The organism is Bacillus safensis, assembly GCF_039619585.1.
Taxonomy (GTDB): domain Bacteria; phylum Bacillota; class Bacilli; order Bacillales; family Bacillaceae; genus Bacillus; species Bacillus safensis.
Genome location: NZ_CP154909.1, coordinates 1,100,969 through 1,118,082 on the forward strand (window position 1 = coordinate 1,100,969; position 17,114 = coordinate 1,118,082).

Consider the following 17,114-nt stretch of genomic DNA (forward strand, 5'->3'; position numbering starts at 1 on the left):
AAAGAGATCGGCAAGGAGAAAAATGAAATGAGAAATGTAGTCAAAGTTCTATTTTTTCTAATCATTACGGTAGGTGCTTATTTAATCATCCAATTGATTGTCGGTGATTTAGCGGTAAGTGTATTAAGTTCTGTGAGTGTTCTATTTACTTTATCGATTATTTTCATCGGATTTGTTATTTTCTTGGAGAACCGGAATCCGTCTCAAACGATTACATGGCTTGTCCTGCTTGGCAGCTTTCCGTTATTCGGCTTTTTGTTCTACATTTTCTTTGGACGCAATATCAAAAAGCGCCGGCTGTTTGAAAAGAAGGCGGTATTGGACGAGAAATTAATTCAGGAAGATGAACGTATCCATAGAGAAGCGATTGAAAAAATGACGCATATGGGTGATCATCAGCAGCTCTTATTTAAGCTGGCCCACAGACTCGGACATACTCCTATTACATATCGCACGTCCTCTAAAGTCTTAACCAATGGTGAAGAAACATTCTCTCATATTTTTGAAGAGATTAAAAAAGCAACTCATCACATTCATTTAGAATATTACATTCTCCGCCACGACGACCTTGGCCAAGAATTAAAGGACATTCTCATTGAAAAAGCGAAAAATGGCGTGATTGTCCGCTTTTTATATGACGATGTAGGAAGCTTAAAGCTCTCCCGTCAATATATTGCTGACCTAGAAAAGGCTGGCGTTCAGATCGTTCCGTTTTTACCAGTAAGGCTCCCCCTTTTAAATAATAAAATCAACTTCCGAAATCATAGAAAAATTGTCGTAATTGATGGGGAAGTGGGATTTGTCGGCGGGCTTAACATTGGAGACGAATACATGGGCAGAAGCAGACAATATGGATTCTGGCGTGATACTCATTTGATGATTAAGGGCGAAGCTGTTCGTGACCTCCAGCAGATTTTCATGCAGGATTGGTACTATATGACGAATGAAAGATGCTCTGGTGTGGACTATTTCAAAGATTTCAGCCACCTTGAGAGTACAACAGAAGGCGTACAAATGATTGCTGGCGGGCCTGACAAGCAGTGGGAGGTCATTAAAAATCTTTTTTTCTCCATGATCATCTCCGCCAAAAAGTCCATCTGGATCGCTTCACCGTATTTTGTGCCGGATGATGATATTTTGTCCGCATTGAAAATTGCCGCATTGAGCGGAGTAGATGTACGGATTATTGCTCCAAAGAATCCAGATAAACGGATTGTTTTCCATGCATCTCGTTCATACTTCCCGGAGCTTCTTGACGCAGGAGCAAAGGTATACGAGTATGATCAAGGCTTTATGCATAGTAAATTTATTATTGTGGATAGCGAGCTGGCTTCGATAGGAACGGCAAACATGGATATGAGAAGCTTTCATTTGAACTTTGAAGTGAATGCCTTCCTCTATAAAACAAAAAGCACCGAGAAGCTCGTCAATGATTTCTTAGGTGATTTAGAGCAGTCACATGAAATTGTTCCAGAAGAGTTTGCAAAGAGACCCTTGGGGGTCAGACTGTTTGAATCAACAGCAAGATTATTATCACCACTTTTATAAAGATTGTATTTTCCCCCTTTTCTATAAGGGGGATTTTTGATTTTACCGAAGAAATGATTATTAAAATTATCTTTTGACACGGTAAAAATTCATTTTGCCTTTTCGCTTCCTTATAGACGAACAAGCTATAATACGGTTATCAAAGAGCGAGGGGCGAACTGAATGAACGCAGCAATTATGGATAACGGTAAGCTTATCCGAATGACACATCATCTATCGAAAAGCCGTCTGGAGCATGTAAGAACGACGTGCAAATTTTATTGTACTGAGTGCAGGGAGGAGGTGCAATTAAAGCTAGGGGAGCATCGTGTCTATCATTTTGCGCATAAACAGCTGACAGCATGTCCGCTAGCTTCAGGCGAAACGGCTTATCATCAGGCGGGAAAGGAAGCCATTATGAATTGGCTGAAGGGGCTTGGACATAAACCGGCGCTGGAAAAGTATATGTCAAATATTCATCAGCGTCCTGATGTGACCGTCTCTATAGAAAATGAAAACTATGCAATTGAATTTCAATGTGCAAATATTTCCCGGCAAGAGCTTCGCAGAAGAACAGCAGGTCTCCGCGAGGCAGGGCTCTTTCCCATATGGATGATAGGGGCAAATCGTTTAAACCGAAAATCTGCCCAGCTTTTTTCTTTCTCCTCCATTCATTGGGGAATTTTAAGGGAATCAGAGGAAAGGCGCTTGATTTTTTTCTGCCCGATCCAGAAAAGGTTCATCCATCTTGATCAATTCCTCGTGTTTCAACCAACGAAAATATGTGCGGCCATGACTGTCAGACCACCTTCAGCATACCGTGATATTCCGGCACTTCTATCTCTGCCTTCCAGTAAGCGTCAAGTAAACCAACAATGGATTAAATGTATACAGCAATTTAGGCAGCGTCCTCCTCGCAGTTTATCAAATGAAAGCAAACGTTTGAGAAATATTTTTTATGAGCATCATCATACGGCATTCCCTTTTTTGCCAACTGAATTATTTATTCCGGTGCAAGAAGCGTATATCTTTACAAGTCCCGTGTATGTTTGGCAAGGGTGTCTCTATGATTGGATGATGCGGAAAAAAGGAAGCGGAAGAGTGACGATTCAACAGCTGATGATGGAAATCAATCGCTGTGTGCAAATGAAAGAAGTGAAACTCCGATATGGCGATGTTTCAAGAGAAGAAATAAAAGAGGTGGTCACTGCATATGTAAATGCGCTTGTAAGACAAGGGTTTTTACATATGACGAAAGAGGGTAATTATGAAGTATCGTCGAATCAAATGCCTATACGAACACTAGATGAAGTGTTAAAACGAGATGCTTTCTTATTTCATTAGCATGTTTCATGACCACTTTGATCATGATAAGAAAAAGGTGGTGCTGCTATTGAATCGAAAGAAACGCTTTTTCCTCATTTTTTTAGTCTGTTTGGTATTTATTTCTGCATATGATTTGACAAATATAGTTCAAAACAAAGAAGATAAATACAACACCAATTTCTTTCACTTTCCGAAAGGTTGGTTTAACACAACTCATGCAAGGGGGATTCATATGACTTCACAAAACAAAAACAATCATTTACCAGACAGAAGCGAAGTAAAAGAAGAAAACAAATGGCGTCTTGAAGATATTTTTGAAAGCGTCGATGCATGGAACAAGGAATTCGAAGCGGTCAAAAAAGAAATTCCGAAGCTGGCCCAGTTTAAAGGAAAGCTGGCCCATTCTGCTGATGTTCTGTATGAAGCCCTCACCTTTCAGGATCAACTTTCTGAAAAGCTTGGCAAGCTTTATACATATGCGCACATGAAATATGATGAAGATACAACGAACTCATCATTTCAGGCGTTAAATGATAAGGCATCGAATCTATTTACACAGCTGTCTAGTACATCTGCTTATATTGTTCCAGAGATTTTATCGATCCAAGAAGATAAATTGCAGCAATTCATACTAGAAAAAGAAGAATTAAAACTGTATTCACATGCTCTCGAAGAAATTAATAAAGAGCGTCCACATATTTTAAGTGAAGAGCAAGAAGCTTTATTAGCTGAGGCATCTGAACCACTTTCATCTTCATCTACTACCTTTAGTATGTTTAACAACGCCGATGTTTCGTTCCCTTCTGTAAAAGATGAGAATGGAGAGGAAAAGAAAATTACCCACGGCAACTTCATCACATTTTTAAATAGTGATGATCGTGAAGTGAGAAAGAATGCCTTTAAAGCTGTGTATAAAACGTATGATCAGTATAAGAATACACTTGCTTCTACACTGAGCGGTTCGATTAAAAAGGATAATTTTTATGCAAAAGTGAGAAATTACAAATCCGCAAGAGAAGCAGCATTATCACGAAACAGCATCCCGGAAGAAGTGTATGACAATCTAATTGATACAGTTCATCAATATTTACCGTTATTACACCGCTATATTGAATTACGTAAAAAGGTATTAAAGCTTGATGAAGTGCACAATTACGACTTGTATACACCACTTGTGAAAGATGCTGGCATGAAGCTCACCTATGATGAAGCAAAGGATTATATGCTGAAAGGGTTAGCGCCATTAGGAGAAGAATATGTGTCCGTGTTAAAAGAAGGACTCGACAATCGCTGGGTAGACGTTTATGAGAATAAAGGGAAACGAAGCGGTGCTTATTCATCTGGGAGCTATGGTACAAATCCATATATCCTCATGAACTGGCAAAATAATATTGATAATTTGTTTACACTCGCTCACGAATTTGGGCATTCTGTACACAGCTACTATACAAGAAAGCACCAGCCATATCCGTATGGAAACTATAGTATCTTTGTAGCTGAAGTGGCTTCCACTACAAATGAAGCGTTACTAGGCGAATACCTGCTCAATCATTTAGACGATAAAAAGCAGCGTTTGTATGTGTTAAACCACTTGTTAGAAGGATTTAGAGGAACGGTATTCAGACAAACGATGTTTGCTGAGTTTGAGCATCTTATTCATGTGAAAGCACAAGAAGGAGAGGCTTTAACGCCAGAATTTATGACAAACCTTTATTACGACCTGAACAAGAAGTACTTTGGTGACGGCATGGTGGTTGATAAGGAAATTGGATTAGAGTGGACGAGAATCCCTCATTTTTATTACAACTATTATGTGTATCAATACGCGACAGGCTATAGTGCGGCGCAGGCATTAAGCAAGCAAATCTTACAAGAAGGAAAACCAGCGGTAGAGCGCTACACCGATTTCCTTAAAGCAGGAAGCTCTGATTATCCAATCAATGTGCTGAAAAAAGCAGGGGTTGATATGGCTTCTAAAGAACCAATCGAAGCAGCATGTCAATTGTTCGAAGAAAAACTAAAAGAAATGGAAGAGCTCATCTCCAAAACAGGTGAGTAATGAAAAGACTTCTGTCAGACGTGTGAGTGCTATCTCATCTTTTGACAGGAGTTTTTTTCTCATAAAAAAAGACCTCTTCAGATGTCGAGGCCGTTCCTTGTCAATCATCAACCTTTAAAACCTCTAAAGGTCTTACGGTGATTCATTCGATAAAGCGTAAAAAGAATCGAAGCAAATAAGAGTGGAGACGTCAAATAAAGAGGAAGCATCTTCATTAAGCCTAATATATTTAAAAAGAAACATAAGCCAATGGCAACAAGTCCAATAGTTGTGCTGCGCATGCAGATCCCCCCATTTTTTTGTTACTTTTACTATATGAAAGTGACAACCCTCTTATGTTTTGTGACAAAAATATGAACATATAGTATATCTGTTGTCATAAGTCGACAAAATTTGATATACTACAGATGTGAAATTAATCACATACAAACATTACCCCTTTGTTTGACCGTGAAAAATTTCTCCCATCCCCTTTGTTGTCGTTAAGACATAGTGAAACCGCGCTTATCCCGGCGCGGTTTCTTCGTGTTTATAAATGGAACGAATGTTCCTTTTTGGAGTAAAGAAAAACATGGGTCAGCACCCATGTTCATTTTCACAGCGATAGACATCAAGATCTGTATGGTGGTCATTCTCTTTATAGCGCCAAAACATTTCTTGCTGCACTTGTACACGTTCTACCTTTTGAGCGAAAGCCAGCTTCTTCATTTCTCGTTCAACTTCTTCAAGCGTCAGGTCATAGACAACGGCTATCTCTTTTGCGGAAGCAAATTGAAAGTAAGCAATAAACCATTCAATTGGAGGACGTTCTGATGGTGTTGGTTTTTCACCAATCATTTCAAAAAGGATTTCCTCGTATATATCATAAGAGTAGGCACCTGAAATTTTTAATCCTTCATCTCCATTTACGGTATTAAAAAAGGCGAAGGTCGGAAGCTCAGATACGTCCATTTCAGCTGCAATTTTCATATCGCATTGCAGTGCTTTCACAGCACTTTGAGAATGAATGTCGCGCTGGAATTCCTCGATGTCCAGACCAGCACTTTTTGCATTTTCTATCAGTACCTGCTCACTTGTGACATCTTGCTGATGGCAAAAAAGTGATTCTTGAATAAGACGCAAAAATTTCATTCCGCATTTTCTGCCTTGAAGCTCCGCTGCTTTTAGTGCCAGTGAGGCGAGGTAGGGTGATGTCACAATTTGTTCAGACAGCATTTGTTCTTTTTTGGTCTGCGTTTTAGTGGCAAATTTCCCCCATGCTTCAGTCAGTAAATGTTTTTTTCTTTTCCGATTCAAAGCATTAATACTAGAACTTGTTACCGTTCGTAAAGTGAAAAAACGGCCATATTTCATTTTCAACTTTTTAATGGATGGCTCTAATAACCAGCAGTCTGGGCTTAGAGGATCAATGAATACATAGATTTCAATCGGCTTTTGAGGATGTCCGTGACAGTGTGAGAAATATTGATCGTGCGTATTGCAGCTCAAGATCGTCCATCCTTTTCAGGTGTTTGGTTGACCATATGACGAGCCGTCAGAGAAAGCCGTTCAAATAAAAAGTCACGAATATCGCCGGTTAATCCTACTTGATCCATTGCATCCTCCATGCATTCAAGCCATGCGTCAGCCCGCTCCTCAGTAATCGGAAAAGGGAGATGTCTCGCTCGCAGCATTGGGTGGCCATGCTCTTCTGTATAAAGCGGTGGTCCGCCTAAATATTGCGTTAAAAACTGTTTTTGTTTTCTTGCTGTTTCTTTTAAGTCATCCGGGAAAATAGGATGAAGCAAAGGATGACACTTTACATTTTCATAAAAAGTATCAACAAGTTGCGATAGAAGTTCCTCTCCAACCGCTTCGTAAGGTGCGTTAAACGATTGTACCATGTTGACTACTCCTTTTACTCGTAGTTAATAGGATGACTCACCCTATTGCGCATTACATTTATTTCAAAAGTGATATTCAGTTTGTTCTATTTTATTGTTTCTATTCTTGTACTTATTTTAACAACCTCATCTCAATTCCACAAACAAACCGCTTTGGTCTGCTCGAAATAAAGAGAGAATCGAATTCTGTGATCAATTGACCATATCATAACACATTCAGTCAAAAAAGGGGGAAAAGCGACATACAAAAAACCGAAGAGGTTATTCTCTTCGGTTTAAGCGAAATATTGAGCTGTGATTTTCTTGACATAATTTTGTGTTTCTTTAAATGGAGGAATGCCCCCGTATTTATCTACATTTCCTGAGCCTGCATTATAGGCAGCTAAGGCGAGTGAGATATTTCCGTTATATTTATTGAGCATTTGTTTTAAATACTTCGTTCCGCCTTCAATGTTTTGGGACGCATCAAAGGCATTGTTGACGCCAAGTGATTTAGCAGTAGATGGCATGAGCTGCATGAGTCCAAGCGCACCTGCATGGCTGACAGCATTTGTGCGGTAGCCGGATTCCTGCTTGATGACCGCGTGAATCAGCTTTTCGGGAACGCCATGCTTTTGAGCCATTTGTGACACGATTTGATTAATCTCTTTTGATGATGAGCTACTTGAGACAGCCTTTTGAAGCGGCGGCGTGTAGCTGTTGTTTAAGACATTTCCAATGCCATTCGCTGTATTTAATTGATTGTCATTTGCATATAAAGATTGGGCCTCAAGCTGATCACTGCCGGAAGTGGCAGATAAATATGGGTTTGTACGCGCATATTGCGTGTTTGGAGCCGTTGATGGATCCGTGCCCAAAAAAGCTGAGATGGAAAGCGGGAGACGTGATAATTCCGATCCGCCTAAAAAATCTTGCAGCAGCGACTGAAATGAAGCTTGGGCATTCGATTCTTGACCCCCAGACATTTGCGTTTGTGCTGGATCTGTCTGTAACGTTTTAAGCGCTTGAAGCTGCATAAAGGATTGAAGTTGATTGACGTTCATCATGTTCCTCCTTCAAGGAATTCATCTATTCTGTGTTTTCATTTTTTCTTCATAAAAACGAACGACTTTGTTTTTCGTGTTTCGTACTGGAATATGAAATTTGCGGAGCAATGCGGAGAAAGCGGCTTGTCCGATTTCCAGGTCGCTCACTTCAAATTCAAGTTCATAGTCCTCTACTGTTAAATATCGGCTGTGATCCAAAACAATTAAGCCTTCTTGGATCATTTTTTCTGCTCTTGACGTTTCAAGTGAACCAAAGTACACAATTTGATCCTTTAGAATGTTCAGGTGGTCTAATCTGTCTGCAACTTCACCTTCTGGCAGCTTAAAATCGTCAAGTTGAGAAGGGGGAGCAATCGTTTGGTGGGTTTCGAGCAAGCCTATTTCATGTGGTTCCTTTAATGTGAGCACCCATTGACCGTTTTTTTCTCTCATTCTTAATGCAGCCAATTGAGATTTTATATCAAATTGAGGTGTATCAAAATAATAGTTGGTTTGCGTATGGAAATCCGCATCCTTCAATTGAAAATGCTGTTTCAGCTGTTCAAATTCTTCTTTCATTAATAATTGCTTTAGTTCGATTTCAATTTCCTGTGCCATTTGACATCAACCTTTCATTAGAGGAAATATGATTATTGTACATGAAGTGTGTTCAACATGTAAAAGACTGTTTTTTTCTCTCTATTTTCTTTAGGTATGGACCAAAATGAATGAAGAATCTTGGGAAAGGATCATTTAAAAGAGAAAAACAGGATTTTCTCAAAAAGTTCGGTTTATCAATATTGAACTTGATATGATAAAATAAAGCTGTACTTTGTTGTAAAGGAGATCATGATGCAAAACAGAATTGAAATCACAGAAGCAACTTTAAAAGAAGACAGGCTGATTTTGACAATCCAGTCAGAAGAGCAAATCCAAAAAGCAAAAGCATCAGGACAAATGCTTGTTGATTCTGATCACTTTGCGTTCGTTTACATACTTGAAACCGAGGAGTCCTTTTCGTATCTTATTTTAGGGGAACATACATGGGCTCCATTAAAAGAAGCAATGAATCGTGACATCCCTGTCTATTTGGCATCAGATGAACATTCACTGGAACTCATTCAGCTTCAACAGGAATTACATTATTTAATCGACAATATTAAAGACAATGCCAATTACGGAGATATGGAAGAGAAAGTGAAAAGCACATTCCTCTGAAATAATTAGGTATATGGAATTGGGGGAAGTTTCATGGACAAAAAACAATGGGATCAATTCCTCGCACCGTATAAACAAGCAGTCGAAGAACTAAAAGTGAAACTAAAAGGCATTCGAAAGCTGTATGAATTCGAGGATGACCATTCACCAGTAGAATTTGTCACAGGCCGAGTGAAACCCGTTGCCAGCATATTAGAAAAGGCAAAGCGTAAAAACATCCCGATGCATGAGATTGAAACGATGCAGGATATTGCTGGGCTTCGCATTATGTGCCAGTTTGTAGAAGATATACAAGTCGTGAAAAAAATGCTCCAGTCACGTAAAGATTTTGTGGTTGTAGATAAACGCGACTATATTGCAGAACATAAAGAAAGCGGATACCGCTCTTACCACCTTGTTGTGTTATATCCGCTGCAAACCGTAAGCGGAGAGAAACAGCTCCTCGTTGAAATCCAAATTCGTACGCTTGCGATGAACTTTTGGGCGACCATTGAGCATTCTCTGAATTATAAATATAGCGGGAACATCCCGGAGAAGGTCAAGCTGCGCCTTCAAAGAGCATCTGAGGCAGCTTCTCGTCTCGATGAAGAAATGTCCGAAATTAGAGGGGAAATTCAAGAAGCACAAGTGGCATTTTCCCGGAAAAAGAAAAACGACAGCTGAGCCAGTTTGATCAAATATGATGCTGCCCTCTCATAGCAGCAAGGTGAAAAAGGAGAAGAATTCATGAAATTTGCAGTTTCTTCAAAAGGGAATTCTGTATCTGACACGCTCAAAAGTAAAATTCAGACTTACTTATTGGATTTTGGTATGGAACTAAATGAAGAGGAACCGGATCTTGTCATTACGGTTGGTGGAGACGGCACCCTTCTTTATGCGTTTCACCGTTATAGCGACCGTCTAAATGAAACGGCTTTTGTCGGTGTTCATACAGGTCATCTTGGCTTTTATGCTGACTGGGTGCCGAGTGAAATTGAAAAACTCGTCTTAGCCATTGCGAAAACGCCTTATCATATTGTGGAATATCCGATCTTAGAAGTCATTGTCAGATACAATGACGGCGGCAGAGAAGAGAAATATTTAGCAATGAATGAATGTACAATTAAAAGCATGGAAGGGACACTTGTGGCAGATGTTGAAATCAGAGGCCAGCTGTTTGAAACATTTAGAGGTGACGGTCTTTGTCTGTCTACACCATCTGGCAGTACGGCCTATAATAAGGCACTGGGTGGCGCCATTATTCACCCTTCCATTAGAGCCATTCAGCTGGCAGAAATGGCTTCAATCAACAACCGAGTGTTTCGGACGGTCGGTTCACCGCTTATTTTGCCTGACCACCATACTTGTGTGATTAAGCCGAGGAATGATGTCGATTTTCAGGTGACCATTGATCATTTAACACTGCTTCATAAAGACGTCAAATCCATTCAATGCCGGGTGGCAGACGAGAATGTCCGTTTTGCCAGATTTAGACCGTTTCCGTTTTGGAAAAGGGTGCAAGATTCCTTTATCGGAAAAGGAGAATAAGAAAGAGGTTGTTCCCGCTGGAATACTTTACGTTAAACAAAACCATAACAGCCAAAGAAGAAGGGCTGCTTTTAAAGGAATATTTAATTGATCTTGGCATTTCGAAAAGAATGCTGACAGATATTAAGTTTGCTGGCGGTGACCTCCTCATTAATGGAGAGCATGTTACCGTGAAGTGCGAACTGCATGAAGGGGACAGGCTCACCATTTTATTTCCCGAGGAAAAAGTGAGTGAAGGACTAAAGCCTGCACCGATTCCACTTGATATTATATTTGAGGACGAGCATGTCCTTGTGCTGAATAAAAGGCCGTATATTCCTTCAATCCCTTCTCGGGAGCACCCTGAGCACAGTATTGCGAATGGATTGCTGCATCATTATGCCAAGCAGTCTGTTCGGCATACGGTTCATTTGGTGAACCGTCTTGATCGTGACACATCTGGCGTCATGCTTGTGGCGAAGCATCGCTTTGCCCATAGCCTTTTATCAAAGGCGCAAAAAAGTGGAGCGGTTAAGCGAACATACAGAGCGTTTACACATGGCATGATCACAGAAAAACATGGAACGATCGCTGCAAAAATTGCCCGAAAAGGGGATAGTATCATCGAGCGGATGGTTGATGATACTGGGCAGGACGCAGTGACGCATTATTTCGTGCGAGCGGTAATCGCTGAGTTGAACATGTCGGATGTGTCTCTCTCACTTGAAACTGGGAGAACACATCAAATTCGTGTTCATATGCAATTTCTTGGGCATCCGCTCATCGGAGATACGCTGTATGGCGGAACGACCGAGCGGATAGACCGGCAGGCACTGCATAGTGAAACCCTTGTATTTCCTCATCCGATGACAGGTGAGCAAATGACATTTTCAGCCCCGCTTCCTGATGATATGAAATCATTGCTTTTTTAAATAGAGAAACCCGGTCACCTGCAGCGCAGGGCCGGGTTTTTTATGATGTGAAATGCTGAAATCTTGACTCATCATAAGGCATGGATGAAGGAACGGAGACCGTTTTAAGCTCAGGGTATGTGAGGGCAGACAGCTTGTTGCCAAATACGCAGCCTGTGTCAATATTGACGGTTCTGCCAACGAATCGAGGTTCTTTCACTGGTGTATGGCCATACACAATCCACGGTTTTCCGTGATACTCCTTTGCCCAGTCCTTGCGAACAGGTCGTCCATCTGGCCATGTTTCTCCTGTGACGGCACCAAATAATAAATAGGACCGCATTTGTTTATTCGGCTTTTTTCCAATATCCTTTTCCTTCATCGCTGCGTGTGCAATGATCAGCTCATCAGGAATGAGTACATCATAAAGCGGAGCCTTCTCGAATAACTGCTTAAATTCATGTGACAATTTATTTTGTTCATGAATTGGCAGTTTTTTTATTTCGTTCACTGTGGTTTCGATGCCATGAAGCAATTTGACGGGATTTCCTTTTAAGTAACGATAAAGCTTAAAGCAATGGTTGCCAGGTACATAGCGGATTGCGCCGTGTGAATAGGCATGAATGACAAATCGCATGACGTCTACTGACTGAGGTCCACGATCTGTTAGATCACCAACAAGGGCCAGCGTTCTCTTATCAGGATGGACGGGTAATCCATGTTTGAGTTCGTATCCTAGTTTGTGTATGAGGGTAAGCAGCTCTTCGTAACAGCCGTGGATATCGCCAATGATATCGAATTTCATAAGGTTTCCTCCTGATTTTTTTCATCCATTCGTCGGATATAAAGAAGTTTGAATTTTAGAAAATATAACGAATGGCTTTCATTTCATTTGGGCAATTGTTAGAATCAATGCTTTAACGTAAGACTTAAAAAATTAAACATGAATGTTAGGAGGCTTTAGCCAATGGAGCATACATCTGTTTCATCACTCGTTGTCGTTATCATTGTCGCCTTTTTCACCCCTATTTTATTGCACCGATTTAAGCTGACCATTCCGGTCGTTGTAGCTGAAATCATCATGGGGCTCATCATTGGGAAAAGCGGTCTTCAACTGGTTGTCGAACATGATGCGTGGTTAGATACATTATCCATGCTCGGTTTTATTTTTCTGATGTTTTTAAGTGGACTTGAAATAGATTTTTCTTCTTTTGAGTCAAAGAAGAAAGCACGAGAACTTCCAAATGGTTTAAAAGAACCAAATACATTTAAAGCTGCCACCATTATTTTTCTTGGGGTATTTTGTATTTCTTTTATTCTGTCCTATGCGTTTGTACTCGCAGGGTTTATCCAAAATGCCTTTTTAATGACGCTCATTATCTCTACCATCTCATTAGGCGTAGTGGTCCCAACTTTAAAAGAGGAAAAGTTGATGCAGACGAATATCGGTCAAATCATTCTGCTTGTAGCTGTCATTGCCGATTTGGTCACGATGATTTTGCTTGCTGTGTTTTCCTCCATTTATGGAGATGGAACAGGGAACATGTGGCTCCTGCTCTTATTATTTGCTGCAGGCATTCTTCTTTATTTATTTGGCCGCGTATTTAAGACAAAGTCAATTTTTCAGTCGATGTCTAAAGGGACCGTGCAAATTGGGACAAGGGCAATCTTTACTCTCATTATAGTCTTAGTTGCCTTATCTGAATCACTCGGGGCTGAAAATATTCTTGGGGCGTTTTTAGCTGGCGTGCTTGTGTCCCTTCTTTCGCCAAATAAAGAGCTCGTTCAGCAGCTGGACTCATTTGGCTATGGATTTTTAATCCCGATCTTTTTTGTGATGGTCGGAGTAGATCTGAATATATGGGCACTGTTTAAGGACCCAAACATCATGATCATGATTCCGCTGCTGTTTATTGCGCTGCTTATAAGTAAGCTCATTCCGATTCTTTATTTGAAAAAATGGTATGACATGAAAAAGGTCATTGGCTCCGGCTTTTTATTAACTTCAACTTTATCTCTCGTCATTGCAGCTGCGACGATTGGTGAGCGGCTCGGGGTCATTGATCATAAAATGTCAGGAGCGCTGATTTTAGTTGCTGTGTTAACGAGTATTTTAACACCTGTTTGGTTTAAAGCGCTGTTTAAAAAAGAACAAGCGGCAGCCCATAAGAAGCGTGTGACCTTTATTGGAGCTAATCAGCTGACCTTACCTGTCACACTTGATTTACATCAGGATGAATATGACATTCGGATTTTGCATGTTTTTCAAGAAAATAAGGAAGCGCTGCTGGCAGACTCTATCTTTGAAGTCGAATCAATTGAACAATACGATGATGAGACGCTGAGAAAGGCAGGCGTCGGCCAAGAGGATGTCCTAGTCGTCGCAACAGGCAGTGAGACGAAAAATAAGGAAATTGCTTTATTTGCAAAAGAAGAAGGTTCAAAACAAGTCATTGCAAGTGTCAACAAAGCAGAGGCAGAGCTGACATTGAAGGAAGCGGGAATTGATACGTTTTCTACTTTCCTGTCATCTAAAACGGTGCTAAGAGCTTTGATTGAAGCACCTGATGCGATTCGATTGCTAACAAATGAGGATTCTTCTTTGTATCAAATTCAAATGAACAATCATCGTTATCATAATGTCATGCTGAGAGAATTTCCTTTCACCGGTGATTTGGTATTTGTCCGTATTTTCAGAGGGATAGACAGCTTAGTACCGCATGGAGATACGACACTCAGAAGCGGCGACCGTGTGCTTGTATCGGGCTCCCGGGAATATGTGGCAGGACTAAGAGCCCAATTAGAATGACAATGAACCCTTGACCAATGAACAATTCCTGATTAAGATAGAGGTACAACATCATATATTTGATCCACTAGGGGAGTCCTTTAAAAGGGCTGAGATAAAAGTGTCGACTTTTAGACCCTCATTACCTGAACAGGTTCATACCTGCGTAGGGAAGTGGTGCGGTTTTTGACTATGCTTTTTACAAATTCCAAGCCACTTTCCACGCGGAAAGTGGCTTTTTTATATGGAAAAACAGGAGGAGAGAAAAATGACGTTTTCAACAGAATGTAAAGAGGCTGCAGCAGCATGGTGGAATGGAAGCTTTACACATCCTTTTGTCAAAGGGATTGGAGATGGCACACTTTCACTCGATCGTTTCACCTATTACGTGATGCAGGATTCGTATTATTTAACTCATTTTGCAAAGGTGCAGGCATATGGAGCGGCGATTAGTGAGGACTTACATACGACGGGCAGAATGGCGTATCATGCTCAGGGGACGTATGAAGCAGAGCTGTCGCTGCATAGGAAATTTACAGAGCTTCTGCAGATTTCTGATGAAGCCATTGAGAACTTTAAGCCTTCCCCCACTGCTTATGCGTATACCTCTCATATGTACCGATCTGTAAAAAGCGGACGGTTTGAAGAGATTTTAGCCGCGTTATTACCATGTTACTGGCTCTATTATGAGGTAGGTGAAAAGCTGAAACAAACAACACCTGACCATCCAATTTACCAAGAATGGATTTTGACATACGGAGGCGATTGGTTTAAGGAACTCGTCTTCGAACAAGTGAACCGCTTTGATGAACTAGCAGAAAAAGCACCAGACCATGTACGGGCCAATATGAAAGAAAATTTCGTGATTTCAAGCTATTACGAATATCACTTCTGGGAGATGGCGTATCAAAAAGAAATGTGGCAAACAGCATGCTTAGATGGGGTTGGTGCAAATGGAACTCCACGCAGTGACAAATGATTCGTTTCCTGCGGATGAACTGATCAAACAAATAAAAGCCATAGCGTCTGAAGTGGATTTTATTCATATTCGGGAAAGGTCTAAAACAGCAAGTGAGCTTGTTGATCTCGTGAAGAATCTCCTTTTAGAAGGTGTGCCGAAAGAAAAGCTCGTCATCAATGACCGAGTAGACGTTGCGCTGCTTACCAATATTCACAGGGTGCATCTGCCGGGCCACAGCTTTTCGCCAAAAGAACTGCGAAAAAAATTTCCTCACCTTCATGCGGGAGTATCTGTCCATTCGATAGAAGAAGCGAAAGCAGCAGAGAAAAATGGAGCAGAGTATGTCATGTTTGGGCACGTATATGCCACCTCTTGTAAACCAGGACTTCAGGCAAGAGGTGTACAGCTTGTGAAGAAACTGACTTCTGCACTAACGATTCCAGTGGTGGCCATCGGCGGGGTGACCCCAGAACGAGTTCCAGAATTGAAACAAGCAAATGTGAAAGGAATTGCTGTCATGTCTGGGATTTTTGCTCATCATCAGCCGCGTATGATGGCACAAGCATTTTCTGAAAAGGTAAAGGAGAATCCTTATGAAAAAGCATTATGACGTTGCAATCATTGGTGGTGGAATCATAGGGGTCTCCATCGCCTATCACCTTGCAAAAGCAGGAAAACAGGTGGTCTTATTTGAAGCGAATGAGATAGGGAAGCAAACGACAAGTGCGGCTGCCGGGATGCTCGGTGCACATGCTGAAGGAGAGGGTCATGAGGATGTTTTCTTTCAGGCAGGCAGAGCAAGCCAGGCATTGTACGAAAAATTAAAAGTCGATCTTCTTCATGAATCAGGCATTGATATTCGAACTTCAGCGGGCGGTATCATGAAGGTCGCCTTTACAGAAGAAGAGAAACAAGCCCTTTGCCAGATGCAGCATTTGTCTACATTTAAATGGCTTGACGCAAGCAGCGTAAAAAAATGCATGCCTCAAGTTACAGATCACATGCTGGGAGCAGGTTTGATTGAAGAGGATGTGCATGTGGAACCTTACGCTGTATGCAGGGCTTTATGGCAGGCGGCTGTCCGGTACGGGGCAGATGTGAAAGAGTGTACACCTGTGATCGAAGTGAAGCGGGACAAAGAAGCGTTAACTGTCAGAACAACGAAGGGCACATTCACATGTGATGACCTGACAGTCGCAAGTGGTGTATGGTCTGGCCGTTTTTTTGAAGAACTCGGATTATCTCATTCTCTTTATCCAGTAAAAGGGGAATGTGTGTCTGTATGGAATAATGGTCCGGCGCTCGCACACACCATTTATCATGATCATTGTTATATCGTTCAGCGAGATAGCGGAAAGCTTGTTATCGGCGCAACAATGAAGCCAAACGAGTGGCAGGCTGTTCCAACGCTTGGCGGCATGGAAGCTGTGATTCAAAAGGCGTCTCAGCTTATGCCTTCTATTAAGGAGATGCCGATTGAAGAGTGCTGGGCAGGCCTTCGTCCGGCGACAAACGATCGGCATCCTTATATCGGAAGACATCCAGAAGACAAGCGTATTCTTTTTGCTGCAGGGCATTACAGGAACGGTATTTTACTAGCGCCGATTACTGGAGAAATCATTCGTGACCTGATATTAGACGAACCGGTCAAAGAGGAATGGCTTCATGCGTTTCGTATTGGACGAAAGGAGGCACTATTCGTATGAAGATTCAATTGAATGGCAGAATCGTTGATTTCGATCAAGAGAATGGAACGATCTATGATCTGCTATCAGCCTATCAGCTTGAAAACCGTGTGGTGATCGTTGAAAAGAACCATGAAATCATTGATAAAGAAGCGTTTCAACAAGTAGAAATTCAACCAAATGACACGATTGAAATCGTTCATTTCGTAGGAGGAGGATGATCCA

General features: G+C 41.2%; 18 protein-coding genes and 1 riboswitch. Of the genes, 12 read left to right on the forward strand and 6 right to left on the reverse strand.

All coding sequences use genetic code 11. From position 1 onward, the window contains the following. Positions 1-27 precede the first annotated feature (27 nt). The 3 genes from cls (at position 28) to pepF (ending at position 4,912) form a co-directional block, all read left to right on the forward strand. Positions 28-1,548, forward strand: a complete 1,521-nt coding sequence (gene cls, locus AAYR28_RS05515; RefSeq protein ID WP_034282056.1) for a cardiolipin synthase — start codon at positions 28-30, stop codon at positions 1,546-1,548. 162 nt (positions 1,549-1,710) lie between these two features. Then, positions 1,711-2,871, forward strand: coding sequence for a competence protein CoiA (locus AAYR28_RS05520; protein ID WP_254001642.1), 1,161 nt, complete (start codon positions 1,711-1,713; stop codon positions 2,869-2,871). 214 nt (positions 2,872-3,085) lie between these two features. Next, complete coding sequence (gene pepF, locus AAYR28_RS05525) at positions 3,086-4,912, forward strand: oligoendopeptidase F (protein WP_305933614.1); 1,827 nt, start codon at positions 3,086-3,088, stop codon at positions 4,910-4,912. A gap of 107 nt (positions 4,913-5,019) precedes the next feature. Here the strand turns inward: pepF and AAYR28_RS05530 are convergent, their stop codons facing one another. The 5 genes from AAYR28_RS05530 to AAYR28_RS05550 form a co-directional block, all read right to left on the reverse strand. After that, complete coding sequence (locus tag AAYR28_RS05530) at positions 5,020-5,193, reverse strand: hypothetical protein (protein WP_024425034.1); 174 nt, start codon at positions 5,191-5,193, stop codon at positions 5,020-5,022. A 295-nt stretch (positions 5,194-5,488) separates the two neighbouring features. Next, entirely contained in the window at positions 5,489-6,400 is a 912-nt protein-coding gene (locus tag AAYR28_RS05535; protein ID WP_024425033.1) for a ClpXP adapter SpxH family protein, read from the reverse strand. Then, complete coding sequence (locus AAYR28_RS05540; protein ID WP_008355333.1) at positions 6,397-6,795, reverse strand: thiol management oxidoreductase; 399 nt, start codon at positions 6,793-6,795, stop codon at positions 6,397-6,399. The genes AAYR28_RS05535 and AAYR28_RS05540 overlap by 4 nt, the downstream gene beginning before the upstream one ends. Positions 6,796-7,070: 275 nt before the next feature. Beyond that, positions 7,071-7,838 (reverse strand): lytic transglycosylase domain-containing protein, encoded by a 768-nt coding sequence (locus AAYR28_RS05545; protein ID WP_034282051.1) that lies wholly within the window; start codon positions 7,836-7,838, stop codon positions 7,071-7,073. Positions 7,839-7,859: 21 nt separating this feature from the next. After that, positions 7,860-8,438, reverse strand: coding sequence for a CYTH domain-containing protein (locus AAYR28_RS05550; protein WP_065214231.1), 579 nt, complete (start codon positions 8,436-8,438; stop codon positions 7,860-7,862). A gap of 234 nt (positions 8,439-8,672) precedes the next feature. Here AAYR28_RS05550 and AAYR28_RS05555 point away from each other — a divergent pair, with 234 nt between their 5' ends. The 4 genes from AAYR28_RS05555 (at position 8,673) to AAYR28_RS05570 (ending at position 11,476) form a co-directional block, all read left to right on the forward strand. Further along, a complete protein-coding gene (locus tag AAYR28_RS05555; protein WP_034282045.1) occupies positions 8,673-9,038 on the forward strand; it encodes a hypothetical protein in 366 nt (121 codons plus the stop codon). Between the two features lie 33 nt (positions 9,039-9,071). Further along, complete coding sequence (locus tag AAYR28_RS05560) at positions 9,072-9,701, forward strand: GTP pyrophosphokinase (protein ID WP_024425028.1); 630 nt, start codon at positions 9,072-9,074, stop codon at positions 9,699-9,701. Positions 9,702-9,764: 63 nt separating this feature from the next. After that, on the forward strand, positions 9,765-10,565 hold the full coding sequence (locus tag AAYR28_RS05565; RefSeq protein WP_003211364.1) for an NAD kinase: 801 nt from the start codon (positions 9,765-9,767) through the stop codon (positions 10,563-10,565). A gap of 17 nt (positions 10,566-10,582) precedes the next feature. Next, positions 10,583-11,476: an RluA family pseudouridine synthase gene (locus AAYR28_RS05570; protein ID WP_065214459.1), complete on the forward strand. Its 894-nt coding sequence runs from the start codon at positions 10,583-10,585 to the stop codon at positions 11,474-11,476. A gap of 40 nt (positions 11,477-11,516) precedes the next feature. On the opposite strand, the gene prpE is transcribed toward AAYR28_RS05570, so the two are convergent. Beyond that, complete coding sequence (gene prpE, locus AAYR28_RS05575) at positions 11,517-12,260, reverse strand: bis(5'-nucleosyl)-tetraphosphatase PrpE (RefSeq protein ID WP_041110152.1); 744 nt, start codon at positions 12,258-12,260, stop codon at positions 11,517-11,519. Positions 12,261-12,422: 162 nt separating this feature from the next. On the opposite strand from prpE, the gene AAYR28_RS05580 reads away from it, so the two are divergent. The 5 genes from AAYR28_RS05580 to thiS all read left to right on the forward strand — a co-directional run bounded on the left by AAYR28_RS05580 (position 12,423) and on the right by thiS (position 17,110). Beyond that, positions 12,423-14,264, forward strand: coding sequence for a monovalent cation:proton antiporter family protein (locus tag AAYR28_RS05580; RefSeq protein WP_345808949.1), 1,842 nt, complete (start codon positions 12,423-12,425; stop codon positions 14,262-14,264). Between the two features lie 59 nt (positions 14,265-14,323). After that, positions 14,324-14,433: riboswitch (TPP riboswitch) on the forward strand. Positions 14,434-14,511: 78 nt separating this feature from the next. Further along, on the forward strand, positions 14,512-15,222 hold the full coding sequence (gene tenA / locus AAYR28_RS05585) for a thiaminase II (RefSeq protein WP_046310576.1): 711 nt from the start codon (positions 14,512-14,514) through the stop codon (positions 15,220-15,222). Then, a complete protein-coding gene (gene tenI / locus AAYR28_RS05590) occupies positions 15,197-15,814 on the forward strand; it encodes a thiazole tautomerase TenI (protein ID WP_046310578.1) in 618 nt (205 codons plus the stop codon). The genes tenA and tenI overlap by 26 nt, the downstream gene beginning before the upstream one ends. Next, positions 15,798-16,910 carry a glycine oxidase ThiO gene (gene thiO / locus AAYR28_RS05595; protein ID WP_034282034.1) on the forward strand — a complete coding sequence of 371 codons (1,113 nt, stop codon included), beginning with the start codon at positions 15,798-15,800 and terminating at the stop codon, positions 16,908-16,910. The genes tenI and thiO overlap by 17 nt, the downstream gene beginning before the upstream one ends. Then, positions 16,907-17,110, forward strand: a complete 204-nt coding sequence (thiS, locus tag AAYR28_RS05600) for a sulfur carrier protein ThiS (RefSeq protein ID WP_024426466.1) — start codon at positions 16,907-16,909, stop codon at positions 17,108-17,110. The genes thiO and thiS overlap by 4 nt, the downstream gene beginning before the upstream one ends. Positions 17,111-17,114: the final 4 nt, after the last annotated feature.

Coding starts and splice junctions, on each gene's coding strand:
- cls (WP_034282056.1), top strand. CDS start 28: ATGAGAAATGTAGTCAAAGTTCTATTTTTTCTAATCATTACGGTAGGT.
- AAYR28_RS05520 (WP_254001642.1), top strand. CDS start 1,711: ATGAACGCAGCAATTATGGATAACGGTAAGCTTATCCGAATGACACAT.
- pepF (WP_305933614.1), top strand. CDS start 3,086: ATGACTTCACAAAACAAAAACAATCATTTACCAGACAGAAGCGAAGTA.
- AAYR28_RS05530 (WP_024425034.1), bottom strand. CDS start 5,193: ATGCGCAGCACAACTATTGGACTTGTTGCCATTGGCTTATGTTTCTTT.
- AAYR28_RS05540 (WP_008355333.1), bottom strand. CDS start 6,795: ATGGTACAATCGTTTAACGCACCTTACGAAGCGGTTGGAGAGGAACTT.
- AAYR28_RS05545 (WP_034282051.1), bottom strand. CDS start 7,838: ATGAACGTCAATCAACTTCAATCCTTTATGCAGCTTCAAGCGCTTAAA.
- AAYR28_RS05550 (WP_065214231.1), bottom strand. CDS start 8,438: ATGGCACAGGAAATTGAAATCGAACTAAAGCAATTATTAATGAAAGAA.
- AAYR28_RS05555 (WP_034282045.1), top strand. CDS start 8,673: ATGCAAAACAGAATTGAAATCACAGAAGCAACTTTAAAAGAAGACAGG.
- AAYR28_RS05560 (WP_024425028.1), top strand. CDS start 9,072: ATGGACAAAAAACAATGGGATCAATTCCTCGCACCGTATAAACAAGCA.
- AAYR28_RS05565 (WP_003211364.1), top strand. CDS start 9,765: ATGAAATTTGCAGTTTCTTCAAAAGGGAATTCTGTATCTGACACGCTC.
- prpE (WP_041110152.1), bottom strand. CDS start 12,260: ATGAAATTCGATATCATTGGCGATATCCACGGCTGTTACGAAGAGCTG.
- AAYR28_RS05580 (WP_345808949.1), top strand. CDS start 12,423: ATGGAGCATACATCTGTTTCATCACTCGTTGTCGTTATCATTGTCGCC.
- tenA (WP_046310576.1), top strand. CDS start 14,512: ATGACGTTTTCAACAGAATGTAAAGAGGCTGCAGCAGCATGGTGGAAT.
- tenI (WP_046310578.1), top strand. CDS start 15,197: ATGGAACTCCACGCAGTGACAAATGATTCGTTTCCTGCGGATGAACTG.
- thiO (WP_034282034.1), top strand. CDS start 15,798: ATGAAAAAGCATTATGACGTTGCAATCATTGGTGGTGGAATCATAGGG.
- thiS (WP_024426466.1), top strand. CDS start 16,907: ATGAAGATTCAATTGAATGGCAGAATCGTTGATTTCGATCAAGAGAAT.